This is a genomic window from Pseudoduganella sp. UC29_106 (assembly GCF_044055365.1).
GTDB lineage: Bacteria > Pseudomonadota > Gammaproteobacteria > Burkholderiales > Burkholderiaceae_D > Rugamonas.
The window spans coordinates 5,789,197-5,805,714 of record NZ_CP171977.1 but is presented as its reverse complement, the minus strand read 5'-3'; the positions used below and the strand labels follow the sequence as shown (position 1 = coordinate 5,805,714).

Annotated in this window: 20 protein-coding genes and 1 tRNA gene; 14 read left to right on the top strand and 7 right to left on the bottom strand. The window is 52.9% G+C overall.

The genetic code is table 11. The annotated features are described in order from the left end of the window. The first annotated feature begins 23 nt into the window (after positions 1-23). Positions 24-99: transfer RNA gene (locus ACHMW6_RS28960), tRNA-Thr, on the top strand. 209 nt (positions 100-308) lie between these two features. Here the strand turns inward: ACHMW6_RS28960 and ACHMW6_RS28955 are convergent. Then, positions 309-665 carry a helix-turn-helix domain-containing protein gene (locus tag ACHMW6_RS28955; RefSeq protein WP_395408741.1) on the bottom strand — a complete coding sequence of 119 codons (357 nt, stop codon included), beginning with the start codon at positions 663-665 and terminating at the stop codon, positions 309-311. Positions 666-841: 176 nt separating this feature from the next. On the opposite strand from ACHMW6_RS28955, the gene ACHMW6_RS28950 reads away from it, so the two are divergent. From ACHMW6_RS28950 to ACHMW6_RS28935, 4 genes are all read left to right on the top strand, one after another. Continuing rightward, positions 842-1,420 (top strand): winged helix-turn-helix domain-containing protein, encoded by a 579-nt coding sequence (locus ACHMW6_RS28950; RefSeq protein WP_395402160.1) that lies wholly within the window; start codon positions 842-844, stop codon positions 1,418-1,420. Positions 1,421-1,476: 56 nt separating this feature from the next. After that, entirely contained in the window at positions 1,477-1,788 is a 312-nt protein-coding gene (locus ACHMW6_RS28945) for a hypothetical protein (protein WP_395402158.1), read from the top strand. 121 nt (positions 1,789-1,909) lie between these two features. Further along, a complete protein-coding gene (locus tag ACHMW6_RS28940; RefSeq protein ID WP_395402156.1) occupies positions 1,910-2,689 on the top strand; it encodes a hypothetical protein in 780 nt (259 codons plus the stop codon). 36 nt (positions 2,690-2,725) lie between these two features. Then, a complete protein-coding gene (locus ACHMW6_RS28935; protein WP_395402154.1) occupies positions 2,726-3,478 on the top strand; it encodes a hypothetical protein in 753 nt (250 codons plus the stop codon). Positions 3,479-3,504: 26 nt separating this feature from the next. On the opposite strand, the gene ACHMW6_RS28930 is transcribed toward ACHMW6_RS28935, so the two are convergent. After that, the gene (locus ACHMW6_RS28930; protein WP_395402152.1) at positions 3,505-4,581 is read right to left on the bottom strand and encodes an RES family NAD+ phosphorylase; all 1,077 of its coding nucleotides are present in this window, start codon (positions 4,579-4,581) and stop codon (positions 3,505-3,507) included. A 798-nt stretch (positions 4,582-5,379) separates the two neighbouring features. On the opposite strand from ACHMW6_RS28930, the gene ACHMW6_RS28925 reads away from it, so the two are divergent. From ACHMW6_RS28925 to ACHMW6_RS28905, 5 genes are all read left to right on the top strand, one after another. Next, entirely contained in the window at positions 5,380-6,276 is an 897-nt protein-coding gene (locus ACHMW6_RS28925; protein ID WP_395402150.1) for a PEP-CTERM sorting domain-containing protein, read from the top strand. A gap of 416 nt (positions 6,277-6,692) precedes the next feature. Next, complete coding sequence (locus ACHMW6_RS28920; RefSeq protein WP_395402148.1) at positions 6,693-7,289, top strand: DDE-type integrase/transposase/recombinase; 597 nt, start codon at positions 6,693-6,695, stop codon at positions 7,287-7,289. A gap of 711 nt (positions 7,290-8,000) precedes the next feature. Next, complete coding sequence (locus ACHMW6_RS28915; RefSeq protein ID WP_395402146.1) at positions 8,001-8,618, top strand: hypothetical protein; 618 nt, start codon at positions 8,001-8,003, stop codon at positions 8,616-8,618. Further along, positions 8,615-9,325, top strand: coding sequence for a hypothetical protein (locus ACHMW6_RS28910; protein WP_395402144.1), 711 nt, complete (start codon positions 8,615-8,617; stop codon positions 9,323-9,325). The genes ACHMW6_RS28915 and ACHMW6_RS28910 overlap by 4 nt, the downstream gene beginning before the upstream one ends. A 37-nt stretch (positions 9,326-9,362) precedes the next feature. After that, positions 9,363-10,682, top strand: coding sequence for a hypothetical protein (locus ACHMW6_RS28905; protein ID WP_395402142.1), 1,320 nt, complete (start codon positions 9,363-9,365; stop codon positions 10,680-10,682). Positions 10,683-11,017: 335 nt separating this feature from the next. Here the strand turns inward: ACHMW6_RS28905 and ACHMW6_RS28900 are convergent, their stop codons facing one another. Both ACHMW6_RS28900 and ACHMW6_RS28895 read right to left on the bottom strand, forming a co-directional pair. After that, positions 11,018-11,389, bottom strand: coding sequence for a hypothetical protein (locus ACHMW6_RS28900; RefSeq protein ID WP_395402140.1), 372 nt, complete (start codon positions 11,387-11,389; stop codon positions 11,018-11,020). Then, positions 11,386-11,901, bottom strand: a complete 516-nt coding sequence (locus ACHMW6_RS28895; RefSeq protein ID WP_395402138.1) for a hypothetical protein — start codon at positions 11,899-11,901, stop codon at positions 11,386-11,388. Before ACHMW6_RS28895 ends, ACHMW6_RS28900 begins: the two co-directional genes overlap by 4 nt. A gap of 268 nt (positions 11,902-12,169) precedes the next feature. On the opposite strand from ACHMW6_RS28895, the gene ACHMW6_RS28890 reads away from it, so the two are divergent. Beyond that, positions 12,170-12,547 carry a hypothetical protein gene (locus tag ACHMW6_RS28890; RefSeq protein ID WP_395402136.1) on the top strand — a complete coding sequence of 126 codons (378 nt, stop codon included), beginning with the start codon at positions 12,170-12,172 and terminating at the stop codon, positions 12,545-12,547. Positions 12,548-12,557: 10 nt separating this feature from the next. After that, positions 12,558-12,764 (top strand): hypothetical protein, encoded by a 207-nt coding sequence (locus tag ACHMW6_RS28885; protein WP_395402134.1) that lies wholly within the window; start codon positions 12,558-12,560, stop codon positions 12,762-12,764. 289 nt (positions 12,765-13,053) lie between these two features. Here ACHMW6_RS28885 and ACHMW6_RS28880 read toward each other — a convergent pair whose 3' ends face one another. Beyond that, a complete protein-coding gene (locus ACHMW6_RS28880) occupies positions 13,054-13,257 on the bottom strand; it encodes a recombinase family protein (RefSeq protein ID WP_395408740.1) in 204 nt (67 codons plus the stop codon). A 368-nt stretch (positions 13,258-13,625) separates the two neighbouring features. Between ACHMW6_RS28880 and fdhD the strand changes: the two genes are divergently transcribed. Together fdhD and ACHMW6_RS28870 are read left to right on the top strand one after the other, a co-directional pair. Further along, on the top strand, positions 13,626-14,429 hold the full coding sequence (fdhD, locus tag ACHMW6_RS28875) for a formate dehydrogenase accessory sulfurtransferase FdhD (RefSeq protein WP_395402132.1): 804 nt from the start codon (positions 13,626-13,628) through the stop codon (positions 14,427-14,429). Positions 14,430-14,489: 60 nt separating this feature from the next. Then, positions 14,490-14,603: a DUF2474 domain-containing protein gene (locus ACHMW6_RS28870; protein WP_395402130.1), complete on the top strand. Its 114-nt coding sequence runs from the start codon at positions 14,490-14,492 to the stop codon at positions 14,601-14,603. Positions 14,604-14,605: 2 nt separating this feature from the next. Here the strand turns inward: ACHMW6_RS28870 and ACHMW6_RS28865 are convergent, their stop codons facing one another. Then, on the bottom strand, positions 14,606-15,490 hold the full coding sequence (locus tag ACHMW6_RS28865; RefSeq protein ID WP_395402128.1) for a bestrophin family protein: 885 nt from the start codon (positions 15,488-15,490) through the stop codon (positions 14,606-14,608). A 15-nt stretch (positions 15,491-15,505) separates the two neighbouring features. Then, positions 15,506-16,516 (bottom strand): cytochrome d ubiquinol oxidase subunit II, encoded by a 1,011-nt coding sequence (cydB, locus tag ACHMW6_RS28860; protein ID WP_395402126.1) that lies wholly within the window; start codon positions 16,514-16,516, stop codon positions 15,506-15,508. Between the last annotated feature and the right edge of the window lie 2 nt (positions 16,517-16,518).

Genomic DNA, 16,518 nt, shown 5'->3' with positions numbered 1-16,518 from the left:
GTTTGCTATAATCCGGGCTCTTTGCCGGTGTAGCTCAGTTGGTAGAGCAGCGCATTCGTAATGCGAAGGTCGTAGGTTCGACTCCTATCTCCGGCACCAGAATTTAGCAGTAATAACAAAGGGTTACATACTTTCGTGTGTAACCCTTTTTTATTTCTCCATTTGCGCTTTTTTCGTTGTACCCCTTTTGTACCCCACACCGATCAATGCCGCGTACGTCTTTAGAGGTAATGCTTCTGTCCTAATGGAATCATTTTGAGGCAGGTTTTGATGCAAGGCGTGATGTGATTGAATTTGATCCCTCAGATTTAAGGGCCGCGAGTCTTTCGTGATCGTGGAGGGATGTCGGAGAGGCTGCGTGCCTGTACGATCAGTTCATGTCGATCAACCGACTTCGATCCTGAGTAGAGCAAGATCAGCTCCGCAAGATCGTCATCGGCACAGTAAAAATATGCAGCAGGTACGTGCAGTACTTCGGCAAGTGCCTGAGCGAACACGCTTGTGGGTTCATGGATGCCGCTTTCATATCTGCTGATTCTAGCGCTGCTCGACGATTCTTCTAGCCCGGCAAGAACCCCTAGTCTGTCCTGCGGTAGCCCGGAGAGCTGCCTCGCCTGCCGAAGGCGGCGGCCAAAGATGGAGGCGGAGAACTTGCTGGAAGGCATCCTACGATAGTCGTAGATTTGGCTATTCTTTTTCTCTACGAAAAACGTAGAATCGACCCTTTGTTTTGCTCGGTTGTGGCGATAAAAACTGAGTACGTTAATTCTGTACTGGCGCACCGAAAGGTCAGAAATTACGTTCTAAAGAGGAGCCGCGAAATGAAGGAATGGAGCTGTAAGTGACGCCGACCCTTGTACACGACATTATTGAAAAACTAGCTCTCGGCATTGACCCAGTTACCGGTGCGCCTCTGCGACACGAAAGCGTGTTCCATCACCCTACTGTCATCCGCGCGCTCTTTTTCGCGCGTGATGCCGTGAAACGGCAGTATGTAGCTGCAAAGCGGGCTGAGGCAGAACAGGCTGCCGCGCAAGTACAAGGGCAAGTGGCCACATCGACGCCTAACTCCATCCCAGTGGCCGCAACCCTTCAGCATGTATCTCGTGCCGCGACTTCCGCCAAGGCGCCTGCAACCCATTGGACCGCCAAGCTCGCCGCTCAGCGCAATCAGCCTGTTGACGCCACAATCACAATGCCGCCGGAGTCCAGTGCGGGGAAAAAATGGGACCCGACAGACAGAAACAAGTTGTTGGCCTTGTTTAAACGGGGAGCCTCGATCAGAGACATCGCATTTCAGCTTGGCAGGTCGGAGGGCGGCATCATCTCGAAGTTGGTGCGTGAAGGAGTGCTAAAGGATCGAGAAGAAGGCCGCGCTCTAGTTGATAAGCCAGATGGCGAAGGGGCGGTGAAAAGTTGATGTAGTGCGTTCGGGGCTCGCTTAAGCCTCCCTTTTTAACTAGGATGAAAAGTAATATGAAATTTGCTGTTCTTGCGGTTGCATTACTTATGGCTGGCTGCGCAGCCAATTCCGGGGTGGTATCAATTGGTCAGGACGCATACATGGTCACGCGGCAGGCGGCTACTGGATTCTCGGGGGCCAGCACGTTGAAAGCGGAAGCGATCACGGAAGGCAACCAGTTCTGCACGCGCCTGAACAAGCAGTTCCAGCTCACCAGCGCCGTGGAGGCGCAACCCCCATATGTTTTCGGGAACTACCCAAAGGCTGACGTGATGTTCAAATGCGTGCAAGCTGACACGCCTGCGGCTGCGATCTCGAAGTCCTAATCTTGTGTGCCCCCCTACGTGCTGAGCAAGGCGCGTAGAGGGGCGGGCACAGCCTACAACCTACCCGCTTTCCGATAGGCCTGTTTCCTCGACCCACACTGCACTTCACTTATGTTCGAGAATGATTGAAATTCTGACTCCTGAAATTACGGAAGCTGCGCTAGCGCGTGATCGCGAACTCGAACTGCAGCGAGCATTGGCTGAAAGTGCACGCGACCTGTCGGTTGATGAACGCTACATCCTAAGGCGCATGGCTGCGATCGTTGCACAAGATCCTGCCTCCGCCACCAGCTTCCCAGGATTACTTTTGGGCGTAACGGTAGCGGAGTTTGCACTTCATGCAGGTCTGACTCCCAAGGTCGCATATCGCCGCCTCGATGTCGCCGCCCATGCGATATTTGATCGGAGTGTGACGCTGGTGTCCGAGGAGGGTGACACTACTGTGTTTAGGTGGGTTACCGGCCTAGGAATCGGCAATGACTTGATAGACTTGACTTTCACGGGGACGTTTATCAATTTCCTGTACTCGCGTCTTGGCGGTGGCGGTGCACGCGCCTTTCCTAAGCTGAGTGCCATCACGGGTGCGGTGCAGGCTCAGGCTTCAGTTTGTCAAGAAGATGAGGGGCTGTTCGCATTCCCCATCGAAATCAAAAGCCGTCGCGATGCACGTCAAAAACGCCCGAATGGAATGCCATTTACCAGGTTGTTCACTCGGGTGACAAAGAGGTTGAAGAGCTTGCTAAACAAGGAGCAACTCTGGGACATAGAGGATGCTGTGTATCGAGATTCACCTTGGACTAGTAGGACTAACCCGAGGTACTACAAGTACACGCATAAGGATTTGCGTAAGCTGCACGACTGGGTCGTGGCATATTTGATGCAGCACGGCTTTCCGGGTTAATGCTCAAGGCATCAGGGCTGGCGATACAATTGCGCCATGACCCGTTTCGCCGCCCCCGACGTGTATGCGTGCCCTGACTGTGGCTCCTTCTTTCTTCGCCGGGAGCTGAAGTCTCTTTTTGTTGTTGGCGCTCGCGCCTGGACAGACGGCGCGCCAACTGGTTGGTGGGACTCTGCTCTCGCACCGCTTGTTCGTTGTTCCGCATGTGCTGCGCTGTTCTGGATTCAAGATCTTGAACGATTGGGGGTGCTGGACTATCCACCTCGCCAGTTTGGCGGCTTGGAGCGGCTTATAGCGCGTTGGCGAGGCGATCCTGATGGAAGGCTACGCGAGGAGGCGGAGTGGCTCCAGATCCCGCTGGGCTGGAAAACGGCCCGTGAGGCGGGCATCTCCTCCATCGAGGATATATCCTTCGTCCTCGCGCATTCCGAGGGACAGAGCCGGGGCCGGGTACTTTGGCTCCGACGACATGTTTGGTGGGCTCTTAATGACCGCTTCCGCACCCGTGTGGATGGCACGCCCATTCCCAACGTGCCGCGTTGGCCGGAAGCGGAAGAGCGCGCGAATATGGAGGCCCTGCTTGGCCTGCTGGAGGTGGGCGAGATGAAGCCAGGAGACCAAGTGCAGAAGGGCGAGCTACTGCGCCTCCTTGGCCGCTTTGACGAAGCTATTGCCGTGCTCAAGGCGGTGCCGCCAGGTGGGCACAACGAAATCCGAGCGGTGAAGATCGAGAGGCTGGCCGGGAAGGGCGACCTGGAGGTCAGGCCGCTGAGCGAAGAGGTGCGATGAGGATGTACTACTTGCCCAGTTGGGACTTAGTAAGTCACAGGCCCGAAGTGTCCTTGGTAGCCGACCTGGGTAATAATTAAACGGTTTATGCATTCCACACTTACCAGGCCACTTTCCAACGGGCGCCCGAATAGCGCGAAATTCTGGATAGTATATGCATTAGCGTATTGATTCGCCTGTGGGTGAAACCGGCGAACTGACATACCCATGACAGTCTCGAATGGATGGCCACCTGTGCGGATCAGGCTGAAATACGAAGGATAGATGATGCCGTCAAAACCCGCCTGGCACGCGTATTGTGCGATTGCGCGACAAATCTCGTAGGAATGAGATCTGGCAAGGAACAGCATATGCAGTGCCAGATCCAGACTCTCAAACTCTGTTACGTCCTCTTGGAGAACGTGGGTGAGATCTAGGAGGCGTAAGTCCCGTTGAGTCTTAAAAGTAGCAACGAAAATATCGTCATCTGCAGAAGCATGGCATTCATGTATGCAGACATCGATGTCTTGGGATCCGTACATTACCGGAAAGCCGGCCGAGTCCAAGCGGCCATTGCCTGCTAGAGCAACTGGCGGGCTATCATATTCCAGAGGGTCAGCAGGCTCTGTGGGACCAACTCGAAGCCGGTAGAACTTGGTGTCTTTGGCAAGTGCTACTACGGGGTATTCATTCAGAATTCGCTCAAGAATCGGCTGCCTAGTCGCCGGATCCTGCAACGCTTTTAGAGGCTCTATTTCGCCAAACATCCAAAAGCGCGGACCATAGTGAAAAAATCCAATCTTCGCTGATTCTTCAATCAATTTGATGTCGTTCTTGAGCCATGCCGATGGAGAAATGGAGGTCTCTCCGTAATGGTGTTCGTTGAACTGAATCCTTGGATATCCACCATACTCACTGCGGACTGTAGTGCCGCTTACGAAAAAATACCATGCAAGGGCCTCGATGTGCGATTTTGTGAGCTTCCGCCCCTCAGTGCTCTTGCATTGCGGGCATTCGTCGGGCTGCTCAAGGCCGTGCCTTGTAGCGTCTACTCTTAATCCTTCGTCTGCGAAGCAGTGGGAACAGAGGAGAATCTGATTTTCGTTCGCTGCGTCGTCGTTCATTTTGAATGCAAGGACTGTCAATCGATGGAAAACTAAGGCTACTATACTTGCGTTAACGCAGCAAAGAAGAATATTTCCTTCACCCCCGCATACTCCGCTCAAAGCAGGACCGCGCTCCGCCGGTTCTAGCTCTCTCGGCCACCAGAAGATGCAGAGCCAACCGCTGTCGTACATTACCTCAGGCTTGTCGTGATAAACGGCGGTTCGCTGGATCCGCTTCAGCGTGAAGGGTGTCAGGTTCCACTCACTCGATGCCGGCACCCAATACACCGCGACGTTCCTGGCCGCCTGTCGGCGGCTAGACGATCCCAGCGACCAGTGTACTTAGTCGTCTTGATGAGTACGTAAGCCGGAGCGCATCAAGAGGATGACCTATGCCGATTTTGAACGGCGGCATTATTAAATGCTCAATAGTATCTAAGGGACTGAGCGCGGTTCATCGAGTACCTCCGTGTCTATTGGTTAAATTTCGCAAGACCGCTCTATGTGGTAATGCTCAGATTACTTTTCAGGGCCGTCCGGTCGCGCCTATAGATCCTGATACATTAGAACTTCTGCACGTCACTGTCGGAAATTTTGACAGCCAATTTTCTATGCGCACTTGTACATTTATGGTAGTCGACTCAAGAGAGTAGATTTGGTTTACCGCTTCCCCAGTGAATGAGGCAGCGCTAACTGTTGATATTTATGTCGAAAAATTTTACAGACCAGGAGAAAAATTTGTTCATTAGTTGAGTCGACAACATCAGGAACGCTAATTGCTTGTCACCCACCACTAAATTCTAGAAGGAGGAAGACATGAAATTCATCCTGGGTTTGATTGCAATGGTTGCTGTTATCGACGCTCAAGCTGGAACTTACGATCCGTCGAATGATCCTTGGTACACTCAGCCTACCACGCACTTAACTTCTGGTGCGTTTGCTACTGCTCGGAGTGTTCTCCCTACCTTCAATAGTTCAACTGGACTTTATGACATCGCCTACGACGGCTTGTTTGGAACCGACCAGGTTACCCTTACTGCGCCCGGCGCTTATCTATCTGCCCAATCACAGATGGGAAAAAGCACGGGTTATGCATCGGCCGATCCGGTAAGACTTAGTGCAAATCAAACTTGGGATGGGAACGGGACCTTCTTTACAGGTTGGCGCGACGTTTGGACTGTGTCTGGGTTGTCTGGCTCTACTTTGTTGAAAATATCCGGCCATACGGACGGCCATATGAATGGATGGGCATACTTATCAAGCGGAATCTCTGTAATAACAACCACGCCGAATGGCAGCAGTTACAGCGCCCTTGTTGGCTACACTCTGTCGGCCAACGGAGGGCATACTCAGTCAACGTGCTTCAATTGTGTCGTTGGCTATGATTTCGTGGATGGTATGGATATTGCAAATTTCACGCTGTCTGTGTTGGTGAGCAACGGAGACAAGGTTCGTATCGATGGGAATTTTCAAGGAAGCGTTTCGAGTGTTTATGGCCCAGGAGCCGTAATTGATGGATTGCACACCTCGGCTATTGACTTTATTTCCGGTGACCAACCCTTAGTCTTGACTTCAGACTCTGGAAAGCTTATCTCGACTGAGAACGGATTTCAATATAGCCTCGATGTCAATTCCGTGCCAGAGCCGAATGCATTGCTACTTTTGACGATTGGCTGTTTTGCTTTGGTTGCGGTTCGTAAGGCGAGGCAATAGCAACGTCTGACGGAATACCACTGCATTGTTGTCCACAGCCGTGTTTGCCATACGCCGCCGTTTAATACGGGCATTGTAGCGAGTTGCTCGGGCTGCTCGAAAGTGCAGGCAGTAGCACTCACAACAGGCTGCGCGTGATTGCCCAGACTGCGTGGCCCCAGAATTCACTCGTACTTTCATCTGACTATACCCTGCGAAATGATGAGGGCGAGGTCCAGAGGCGAGGACGCAGCCACGGCTGCAACTATGTGGCCAAAGTTGCAGCCCACTCAGTCGCCCGTGGAAAACAGTAGATCCACCTTCGCTTCGATGCGGTCAAGTTTCACCATCACCTTAGCAAAACTCTGCTGCAGGGCTTCAATGGCGACCTCATACGACTCTCTTGCGCACGGCGGCTCGGCCTGGACATTGTGCGGATGGGGCGGCGCTTTGACATCCGTTACACGCCGTTTGAATCGGTGGCCGCAACAGAGGCCGTAACTAGCGGCGAATGGAGTGAGGAGGTATGTGAAGTCCATGATGCCTTCTTTTGTGGTGGTTGCACCATTGTCAGGATTTGCCGCGAATTCGAGCCGCAAACGCAATTGCTGCGTGTATTACGCGGCGGGGCAGATGGTTCGACCCAGGAAGCGCGAACGTATCGCTGGCATGGTACGAACACAGTGCCAGCAACGCGGCCGAAAGGTGGTCGATGGATTTTGTGTCGGACGGCTGTCGAAAAAAAGCGGCTGCGATGTCTGAACATCGTTGACGATTTTACGATGGAATGTCTGGCTATCGAAGTCGACATCTCGCTGCCTGTTAAGCGAGTGGTTGCTGTGCTGGAGTGGCTGGTGGAGTCGCGCGGTGTGTCAAGCTCGGTGACTTTCGATAACGGCCCAGAATTTGCCTGCAAGACGCCTGATAAATGGGCTTATGAGATGCGCTTGAAGCTGAAATGCAGCACGTCCGGAAAACCACAGGAGAATGCATGTATCGAAGCTTCATTGGCAAGTTTCGCGATGAATGTTTAAGCCCACATTGGTTTGTATCGCGGCGGCTAGCCAAGCAAGTGATTTAGGAATGGCCCCAAAAATACATCAATGAGCGGCCAACCAGTTCGGTCTAGTACAAATTGGGTGGCAGGTCAGAGCTGCAACAATATCACTTTGGACGATAGGGAAGTTAAATACTTCCATAAAGGCCTTGATGCGTCTCGAAAAGAAACGGAAGTGAAATTTCTTTCAATAGAAATGGGGAGAAAAGCGGGCTTGCTCGGCAAGAAAATAAAAGAACTAATTTTGCAAAATTGCCTTGTGCACCATGTTGAGTGCAAAAAAACTAGAATGCTTAAGGAAAATATGTAAAATCAACGACTTATTCTGAAATTGGGTTCACGAAGAATTTATTCGCATATCATTGCCGCTGCGGATGTTGGGGCCAGCCGCTGCATGGGTATTAATGCCGGAATTTTTGTTGGCCGCATGCGGCGCAAATACAACAACTGTAGCGTTCGACTTGAAATATCGCTCCGTGCAAGTAACCTAATACTATCTTGGCAATCCATATTCATTGGAAACCTCGCTGTCTGTTTTTTTCGGGGGGACGCACTTCGGCGAATGCCGTAGTTACGCAACTCGATGCCTGCATGAAATTCGAATGGTTTTTGGCAAAGCTTACTGCATCATATCTTCTGTATTTTTTTGTGCAACTTCGTTGACGCTCACTGTGCGAAAGGTAAAATTATGACTTCGGCAAACAAGATAATCCGTTGGTTGCTTATATCATATTCGTTTCTATTTTTTTCACATGCACAAGCAGAGAAAATAGATTTCGAGAATTTTTTCGACAATCAGGCAGTTACAAATCAGATCGGAGGGCTTTCGTTTTTAAATGCGCTTGCTCTACAAGCAGGTGCTTCTTTGAACGAGTTCGAATTCCCGCCAAATTCTGGCACTGTTGTTCTTTCGGACGACGGTGGGCCTATGCAGATTCTATTTGCCGCGCCGATTTCGAGCTTCGGCGCATATTTTACTTATCTTGACCCGTTAAAGATGACAGCGTTCGATGCAGACGGGAACGTGGTTGGCTCTCAGCTGTCGCAGTTTTCCAGTAATTTGCGTCTGTCCGGCGACGCTGGCAGTGTACCTAATGAACTTCTTAGTTTGATATATTTCGGTGGGATATCAAAAATCGAGATAATAGGTAGTTCGTCAGGATATTCTTTTACGATGGATGATCTGTCGGTGTCGTCGCTTTCATCAACACCTATACCTGAGCCTTCCAGTTTCGCTTTATTTGTTATTGCTTTTTTTGCGATTGGAGCTGTTAAGTATCACTCCGCATCCAGGTGGCTGCCATGAAAATTCAAATGAAAAATTGCATTGTGGCTAATGGCACGGCGGCCTTACTGTTCTGCGCATCAGGTGAAATATTGGCGGCTCCTGCGATTGGGTTGACTAAACCGAATATAGATTCTTTCGTTGCGGGCACTACTGCACAGATTACTGTAACCTCTCAGATACCCGACTCAACCGTTATTGCCGGTAGCGTTTTTCTGCAACGAGAAAATGATGACGGAAGCCTAGCGACGATCGGAATTTTGCACGATGACGGTTTGAATGGTGATGCTGCACTTGGGGATCGCATCTTTACTTTAAAGTTTACGATAAGCCAGCCTAATCCGACCGAGCTGCGCTATCGGGTCTCTGCTGGCTTTCGTGGAATTCTCCGGCGAGCAATATCTGAGCCATTTAGTATTCATGTGAAATCGGCAGCTACGGCGGAACAAACGCTTGCGCAGCTCGCGGCGGAGCTGCGGGACGGTAATATTGAGGGCGCACTCAAGCATTTTTCACCCGCACCGCAAAATCGCCAAACTTTCGAGAATTTATCTATCCAACAGCGAGATGCCTTGGCTACGGCTTTTGGTAGCGCTCGATTAAGCAAAACAACAGCAACATCACGTATCTACTCAGTGGACTGGAAAGATGACAACGGAAACCCTGTTTCCTTGAAAGTAGGAATGGCACAGGCCCCCACAGGAGAATGGTTGATTATGTTCTGGTAATGTACTTTAAAATAGCGCAAATATATGGAGAGTTACCATGAGGCTGACGTTATCTATTCTTCTGCTGATTGTAGTACCACATCTCATGGCGCATGAGGTACCGACACACGCAAACATTACACGGGCCGCTGTTAACTATCTTTCACAAATAGACAACCGGGCCCTTTGTTCGTCGAAAATTAATGATTTGCTCCAAATTGGGACCGCAGCGGAAGACGACAGAAAACGCCCAATTTTCCATTTCACGCCGGCGCTCTCGATTGCGTCGGCAAGTTGCTCTTCCATTCAATGGGGTTTCGGAGCTGGATCCTGTCAGTATAGTATTCCCATTTTTGGGACAACCGTAGCCAATAACCAGCATAAGTGGAGTGACGCTATTTCTCATGCAAAAGACAGTGCAGGGAATCCATCCGAGGAAGGGTTGCGCGATCTGGGATATGTCTTGCATCTGCTCGAAGATTTGACCTCTCCCGCGCACACGCGTAATGATCCGCATCTGAATTATGAAGGTCATGGTGACGCGGATCCAGTCGAATCCGAAATCCGTATTCCGACAGCTCCGCCCGTATCCGACGGGTTTGTCAGCGCCGGCTCTGCAGAAGCCCTATTCTCGGAGCTACAACAATTTACAAGTCGAAATTTTTACAGTAAAGACACTGTCTTCCAAGGAGACGGGCCCATCGCCACGCGAAGCGATACCAATTATTTTTACGACAATAGAAGTAGACGAATTGCCTATAAGGGCCTGCGCTACACGCTAAGTGGTTTGACCGATGCCACTCGAAACCAGCAGTACGCAACCATAGATGATACAATTGCAACAGACCAGTTTCGAGAACTAGGGCCGATCGCCGTTAGATACGCAGCCTCCTTAATTAAGATCTATATCGATCTAACATCGCCCAAATTGGATGGATGCTTCGTGGACTTTGAAAAATTCAATGGTGGGAGCGTCTTCTCGGGTGTTCAACCCCCTCTCAAAGTAGAGGGCGCGACCATCTCGGGAGGCCAGATATTGAGTGGTACTACGAATCTCCCGAGGAATCAAACCACGGTATACGGAACAGCCTATTTTTGTCCCGGATGTTCGCCAACACTCACGATAGATTTCGAAAATTCTGTCGATGGAGTCAGCATGCTGCTGATGAACGGACAGACTTTTACCGTGCAATACACTGTGATCGATAATGTTGGCGGATCGAAGACGCTTTCTCTGGTATCGAATAGTCAGTCGGGAGCGGCTGTGGTCGAACTACCATCAAAGCAAATTAAACAGGTTAAGGTAAATTCGAACACCAGTTCATGGGACTTCTTCATAGACAACATCTTTATCGGTAAGGTCAGCACCACACCCTGAGAGCGGCCTAAAATACAAAACTGAGAAGTCGCACATAGTGGACGTCGGAGCTTCTAGAATTTTACTTTTTCGCGGCCACCAATTCGCACTGTGCTTGGTGGTCGTCTGAAAAATAAATTTCATCCGCTGTGCGCAAGAAATTTTTTGAGGGTCGGGACGATGCAATGCACGTGACCTGGGGGGGCGTCTTTTGGCCTCCCGCCGGGGGAGCAGCATTTTGAGTATGCGAATAACTGAGAGCTCTACAGCTTGAAAAGTCAAAGGGGTGCAAGTGGCGGCGGTTGCGGTGGTGAGGAAATTTAAACCTTGCCCCAAGCACCGCTCGATGCGCCAGTTTATCCCAGCCCTTGCTTTCGCCAGCGATCAAAGTGACTGCCCGGATATTTGAGGTACGACGGCTTGAGTTCAATCCCCAACTCGTTCGCTGCCATGACAATCGCGTTTAACTGGGTTTGCCCTCGGCCGCGGAGCTCCACCGCCCGATGTTTGAATTGCTCGGAGTCGGTGCTTATCGCTGGCATAACGTATGCCTCTTGCGTGTCCGGGGCGTCGTGTTGCTTCGCGGCCAGCCTTTTCGCCTGTTTTCCCACGGCCCACAGTCCCGAGTCAATTTCTTTCAACTGGTTTAGTTGCGCCGACATTGGGCCAATACCAGCCTCAGCCAGTACATCCAGCCACCATGCATGATAGGCAGCGTACCTCGTCATGCTTCTGTGAATGTCGCGGGCAGAGTGCCGTCTGGATCGCCGGTTAACAAGTCGTGGGCATACAGCACCATGATGTCGCAAATGGGAAATACGCGCGGCCGCAAGCAATGCAGAATGAAGACGGGCATGACGACGGTCGTCCATAGCCCCATTTCATGCAGCTGTTGGATATAAATGGTGTCAAAACGTTCCAGGGAGCGGATGGCCTTTGCCCACTGGAAAAACTGCTCCGACATCAGAGTGGCAATATGGGCATCGGTCAACGTGTTGCTGTATCTTATCGAACCAACCATGTAGCGCGTGCCTGACGGAGCTGCCACATATTTTCCGGCGGGGTCGCGCCGGACATGTCCGGCCTTCCAATGGATCAGCTGAATTAGCGCCGACCCCATTTCCTGGCATGTGCTTGCCTGGCTGATAAGGTCCGTCAAGTGGTAATACACTTCTGAGGGATATTTGTCCTCGTTAAATTTATGCGCGCTGCGCTTAATCAAGTTGATTAGTAAAGTCATGACAATTGCTCCTAAGGATTGTTGACTTGTTCACTCGGTGCGATGAATGAGTGAGTGAACTATGCCGTGCACATGGAAATTTGTCAAGCCGTTGACATGGCCTGAAGTTAGGGCGTTAAGACTGCGGGCAAGTATGACTGGGGCCGCACTGGGCAATACAATGGCAGGGCCAATCAATCAAAACCTAAGTGTGCTCTTAGCAAGATTGTTATGACCTTTGCAGGATGTTATGCTTCAGTACGATATGGCAACTTGATTAAGGGTAGATATGGCACTGGGCTGGCTCGCAATTCTAAAGACTGTTCCGTGGACCGATGTTATCAGCGCCGCACCTCAGTTGGCTGGTAGCGCACGGAGTTTGTGGGACGCGGTAGCTAACAAGCCCCCCTCCAAATTGGCCCACACAACCGACGTCGATTCGACCCAGGCGCGTATTGCCGTGAGAATTGATCAGACTGAAGCAGGCTTAGCCGCTATGCAAGCTCAGATGCTTTCGGCCTCCGACATTATTAAATCTCTCGCCGACCAGAACACCCTCATGGTGGCCAAAATCGAGCTGCTCCGAATGCGCCTTCTATGGCTGTGTGCAGCCACTGTGACTGCGTTAATCATCGCAATCGGAAGTCTTGTGGTCGTCATCAAGTAAAGGATCGAAGATGAAAATTGTCATTTTGGTTGTAATCATTTTGGGGCTGTTCACCGTCGTCAGTATGGCGACTAGAAAGTCGGGGAAGCTAAATGAAAAGACGAATAGCGCCATTGCGGCCACCGCGACCTGCGTACGATATTTCATTCATGGGGTATTAGCATTCCTTGGATTTTCGTTTGCTATGTTCATCGCGCATAATTTTTTTAATTGGTGATTCTCGCCTTGCAGAGAGTGTCGAATCTTTGGTAGTCGGCGCATGTGGCGGTCTGCAAGGGCCTAGCAAGGCAGCGTCGCTACTTCGGTGATGTTTGGTGGCGGCTTTCAAGTGGTAGCGATTTTTCGTGTTCAATTACTTTCCATCCCTGTCTGCGGCCTAAATTCGACCGCTCGCTTCTGCGGGCGCCGGCGGCTTCGCTGCTTGTTGCCGCGACTGGACGATGGTCAGGACGGTAGCCCGAGACACGCCGTAGAGCTTTGCCAAGGCGCTGACGCTCGTCCTGGCCTCATATCCAGCGATCATTGCCTTGATCGCGCTCCATTTCCGCAACTGCTGCCAGCATCGCCAGCATTAGCTTGCCGGCGGGCGATGTCAGATCGAGTTTGCCGAGTTGCAGGACCACGACCTCCACACCCAACCCAGCCAACGACTTGATGGTCGCCAGCACGTCAGGCGCGTCCCGGCCGAGGCGGTCGAGCTTGGAAACCACCAAAGTTGGTATGCAGATACAGAACTATTAAGTTGCGGTGAACTATGGCGCATTCTTAAAAGAAAGACGGTCACTAGTGCAGCGTTCTATCCATGAGTTCCCTTGGAGTCCCGAAGAACTGGACGAAGCGTTAGTAACAGCTCTGGCGTTGTGTGAGGCTTTCGTATGTTTCGCTGGCTGCTTACCCTTGGTGCTGCCTATCCGGCCGCGTGCAGCGAAGCGGATGACCGTACAATGCACCGGAAAAATTCGCGGCCATAACGATGGTTGGTGCAACAGTTTATGTTGCAAGAGACACGGCTGACTGCTTGCCACGCCAGTTGCCCGTGCTTACACTTGGACTATAACCAACGATCAGGTGACGCACTATGGACGGCGACGCCAAAGCAGCTTCTGGGTACCAGGAACGCCAGATCACGCGACATCGCGGTGATGCACTGTTCGTCTCGAGCGATTGCGTAGCCGAGGAACTGCCCGTAGCGCTGGTCTTTAATGGCATTTCGCATGTCGTGATGATGGCGACTCCGCTGCATCTGGAGGAACTGGCGACCGGTTTTGCGCTGACGGAAGGCATAGTGGACAGGCCATCGCAAATCTACGACGTCGAAGTGCAGCAACTGCCGGCTGCGACGCAGGTACTGCTCACCATTGCAGAGGAGTGCTTTGTGCGCCTCAAAGAGCGGCGCCGCACCCTGACAGGCCGCACGGGTTGCGGGATATGCGGCATAGAGAGCCTGGCGCTGCTCGACCTTACAGCGGCGCCGATACCGGCGGTACCACTACCCGATCCACTGGGCCCCGCCATTGCGCGGGCCGCCAGGGAACTGGGGCAGCACCAGGACTTGATGCGCATGACCGGCTGCGTCCACGCCGCCGCCTGGTGTGGCATGGATGGGGGCGTGCAATATGTGTTTGAAGACGTGGGCCGCCACAATGCGCTGGACAAGCTGGTTGGCCACCTGGCGCAGCAGAAAGCGAAGCAAGGCAGCGGTTTTGTCTTCCTTTCCAGCCGGGCCAGCTCTGAGCTGACCATCAAGGCGGCGCGCGCCGGCATCCCCCTGTTGGCCACCATTTCGGCGCCGACATCGCTGGCCATCGATATTGCCCGCCACTCGGGACTGAAGCTGGTTTGCTTTTGCAGGGCGGATGGCTTTGTCGACTATTCGGCGTAACGCAGTTGCTGGCAGGCGCGTATGCTAAGTTGAACTCTGTATGGCAGGGGAGGGCGCACGATGTGGAAACGGTTTGGCTGGATGGTGCTGCTTTGGACTGCGAGCGTTGCGGCACTTGGCGTGGTGGCGCTTCTCATCAGGCTGCTGATGCATGCCGCAGGGATGAGGAGTTAGGATCAGGTTAGCTGGTACGGCCCGGTGGGCCGGACTTCTTCAGGCACCTGGCGGCCGCATAGTTCAAGTACCGAGCGTTCGATCGTGCGCGCCATGGCGTCCAGGGCCAGCGCGTTGGGCGCCATGCCAAAAGGTTCGGCGACTTCGTTGGCGATGGCTTCCAGCGCAATCAGGGTGTAGGAGATGAAGACGCATAGCAGCGGCGTGAAGAATTCCGTGGAATCGACCAGCCCGAACGGTAGCAGTACACAGTATGCATAAACCGAGCGATGCAGCAGAACGCTGTACGCAAAGGGAATGGGAGTCGAAGCGATGCGTTCGCATCCACCGACGCAACGCTCTAGGTCGTTGAGTTGTGCATCGAGCATCCAACGCGTTGTTTCCGACGTCGCCTCCAGGTGCGCCCTGATCTCGTTCAGCAGCACTACGGGGCGATAGAGCTTGTGATGCAGGTCCTTTGCACGCTCCGCCCCAAGCAGGCGGACCAGATCGGGATTGGGGTCGGTGCGGCGGAGCTGGTGCTTTAGGGCGTAGGCGGTTGCAATGATGCTGTCGGCCAGGCGCGCCTGCGCCGGAAGATAGCTCAGTAGCTGTGATGTCAGCGTGCGCGACGCGATCAGCAAATTCCCCCACAAAAGACGGGCTTCCACGAAGCGGGCGTAACTCGCATTATTTCGAAAAACGAGGAAGATTGCCAAGGTCAGCCCGAACAGCGTGAAGGGTACCGGGCTCAAGGGAATTTTTTCTCCGAAGACGCGGCCATGCGTAAGCACGGCCAGCGTGCTCAGGATCCCCATCACGAGCAACTGGGGAATGATAGTTTGCAGTACCGAGCCGTTCCATATGAAGAGCATACGGAACCAGCTTTGCATCGGCCGGACGATCATCTTGGTTCGCCTCTTTTAATGGTGATAGCCCGCATCGCCCTCCCGCACCTTACCTTTGAACACACGGTACTGCATGAAGTGGTACACGAAAATGATCGGCAAGATGATCAATGTTCCGACGAGCGCGAACAGCTGGCTTTCGCGGCTCGAGGAAGCGTCCCAGATGGTCAGTGAAGGGGGCACGATGTTCGGCCAGATACTGATTACCAGTCCGCTGAAACCCAGGAAGCATAGTGCCAGCGTCAAGTAGAATGGCATCGTGTCGTGCTGTTCGCGTACGGTCTTGAAGACGCCCCAGACGCAGGCCACAACCAGGATTGGCACGGGCAGGAAGTAGCCCAGATACCCGCTGCCAAACCAGCGGTGCGCAACAGCCGGAAGCCCCAGGACCGTCCACAGGCTGATAATGGCGATGATCAGCAATAGCACGCCAACCAACGGTCGCATCACCATGCGCATTTTGCTTTGCAGTTCGCCGTCGGTCTTCATGATCAGCCAACCGCAGCCCAGCGCCGTGTAGGTGACCAGCACGCCAATGCCGCAGAAGACGCTGAATGGCGAAAGCCAGTCGAAGGCGCCGCCGACAAATTTGCCGTCGGCGATCTTGATGCCTTGCAGCAGCGCTCCCAGCGTGATGCCCTGGCAGAATGATGCCACGCCGGAGCCGCAGATGAAGGCGAGGTCCCAAAGCGCCTGGGTACGGTGCGCCTTGGCGCGCAGCTCGAAGGCCGCGCCGCGGAAGATCAGTCCGACCACCATGACGATGAGCGGCAGGTAGCAGGCCGGCAGCAGTGTCGCGTACACGATGGGGAAAGCGCCGAATAGTCCCGCGCCCCCCAGCACCAGGAAGGTTTCGTTACCGTCCCATACCGGCGCCACCGTGTTCAACATGACCTGACGTTCCTCCTTGCTTTCGACAAAGGGAAAAAGAAGGCCGATGCCCAGGTCGAAACCATCCAGCATCACATAAATCAGTACGCCCAGTGCGATGATGATGGCCCAAATGACTGCGAGGTCGAGTTGCATGG

What these genes read in the sequence shown, in the direction of transcription:
- ACHMW6_RS28870 (WP_395402130.1), top strand. Translation starts at nt 14,490, where the DNA reads ATGTGGAAACGGTTTGGCTGGATGGTGCTGCTTTGGACTGCGAGCGTT.
- ACHMW6_RS28895 (WP_395402138.1), bottom strand. Translation starts at nt 11,901, where the DNA reads ATGACTTTACTAATCAACTTGATTAAGCGCAGCGCGCATAAATTTAAC.
- ACHMW6_RS28945 (WP_395402158.1), top strand. Translation starts at nt 1,477, where the DNA reads ATGAAATTTGCTGTTCTTGCGGTTGCATTACTTATGGCTGGCTGCGCA.
- ACHMW6_RS28920 (WP_395402148.1), top strand. Translation starts at nt 6,693, where the DNA reads ATGGGGCGGCGCTTTGACATCCGTTACACGCCGTTTGAATCGGTGGCC.
- cydB (WP_395402126.1), bottom strand. Translation starts at nt 16,516, where the DNA reads ATGCAACTCGACCTCGCAGTCATTTGGGCCATCATCATCGCACTGGGC.
- ACHMW6_RS28955 (WP_395408741.1), bottom strand. Translation starts at nt 665, where the DNA reads ATGCCTTCCAGCAAGTTCTCCGCCTCCATCTTTGGCCGCCGCCTTCGG.
- ACHMW6_RS28885 (WP_395402134.1), top strand. Translation starts at nt 12,558, where the DNA reads ATGAAAATTGTCATTTTGGTTGTAATCATTTTGGGGCTGTTCACCGTC.
- ACHMW6_RS28890 (WP_395402136.1), top strand. Translation starts at nt 12,170, where the DNA reads ATGGCACTGGGCTGGCTCGCAATTCTAAAGACTGTTCCGTGGACCGAT.
- ACHMW6_RS28930 (WP_395402152.1), bottom strand. Translation starts at nt 4,581, where the DNA reads ATGAACGACGACGCAGCGAACGAAAATCAGATTCTCCTCTGTTCCCAC.
- ACHMW6_RS28910 (WP_395402144.1), top strand. Translation starts at nt 8,615, where the DNA reads ATGAAAATTCAAATGAAAAATTGCATTGTGGCTAATGGCACGGCGGCC.
- ACHMW6_RS28900 (WP_395402140.1), bottom strand. Translation starts at nt 11,389, where the DNA reads ATGACGAGGTACGCTGCCTATCATGCATGGTGGCTGGATGTACTGGCT.
- fdhD (WP_395402132.1), top strand. Translation starts at nt 13,626, where the DNA reads ATGGACGGCGACGCCAAAGCAGCTTCTGGGTACCAGGAACGCCAGATC.
- ACHMW6_RS28865 (WP_395402128.1), bottom strand. Translation starts at nt 15,490, where the DNA reads ATGATCGTCCGGCCGATGCAAAGCTGGTTCCGTATGCTCTTCATATGG.
- ACHMW6_RS28940 (WP_395402156.1), top strand. Translation starts at nt 1,910, where the DNA reads ATGATTGAAATTCTGACTCCTGAAATTACGGAAGCTGCGCTAGCGCGT.
- ACHMW6_RS28935 (WP_395402154.1), top strand. Translation starts at nt 2,726, where the DNA reads ATGACCCGTTTCGCCGCCCCCGACGTGTATGCGTGCCCTGACTGTGGC.
- ACHMW6_RS28905 (WP_395402142.1), top strand. Translation starts at nt 9,363, where the DNA reads ATGAGGCTGACGTTATCTATTCTTCTGCTGATTGTAGTACCACATCTC.
- ACHMW6_RS28925 (WP_395402150.1), top strand. Translation starts at nt 5,380, where the DNA reads ATGAAATTCATCCTGGGTTTGATTGCAATGGTTGCTGTTATCGACGCT.
- ACHMW6_RS28915 (WP_395402146.1), top strand. Translation starts at nt 8,001, where the DNA reads ATGACTTCGGCAAACAAGATAATCCGTTGGTTGCTTATATCATATTCG.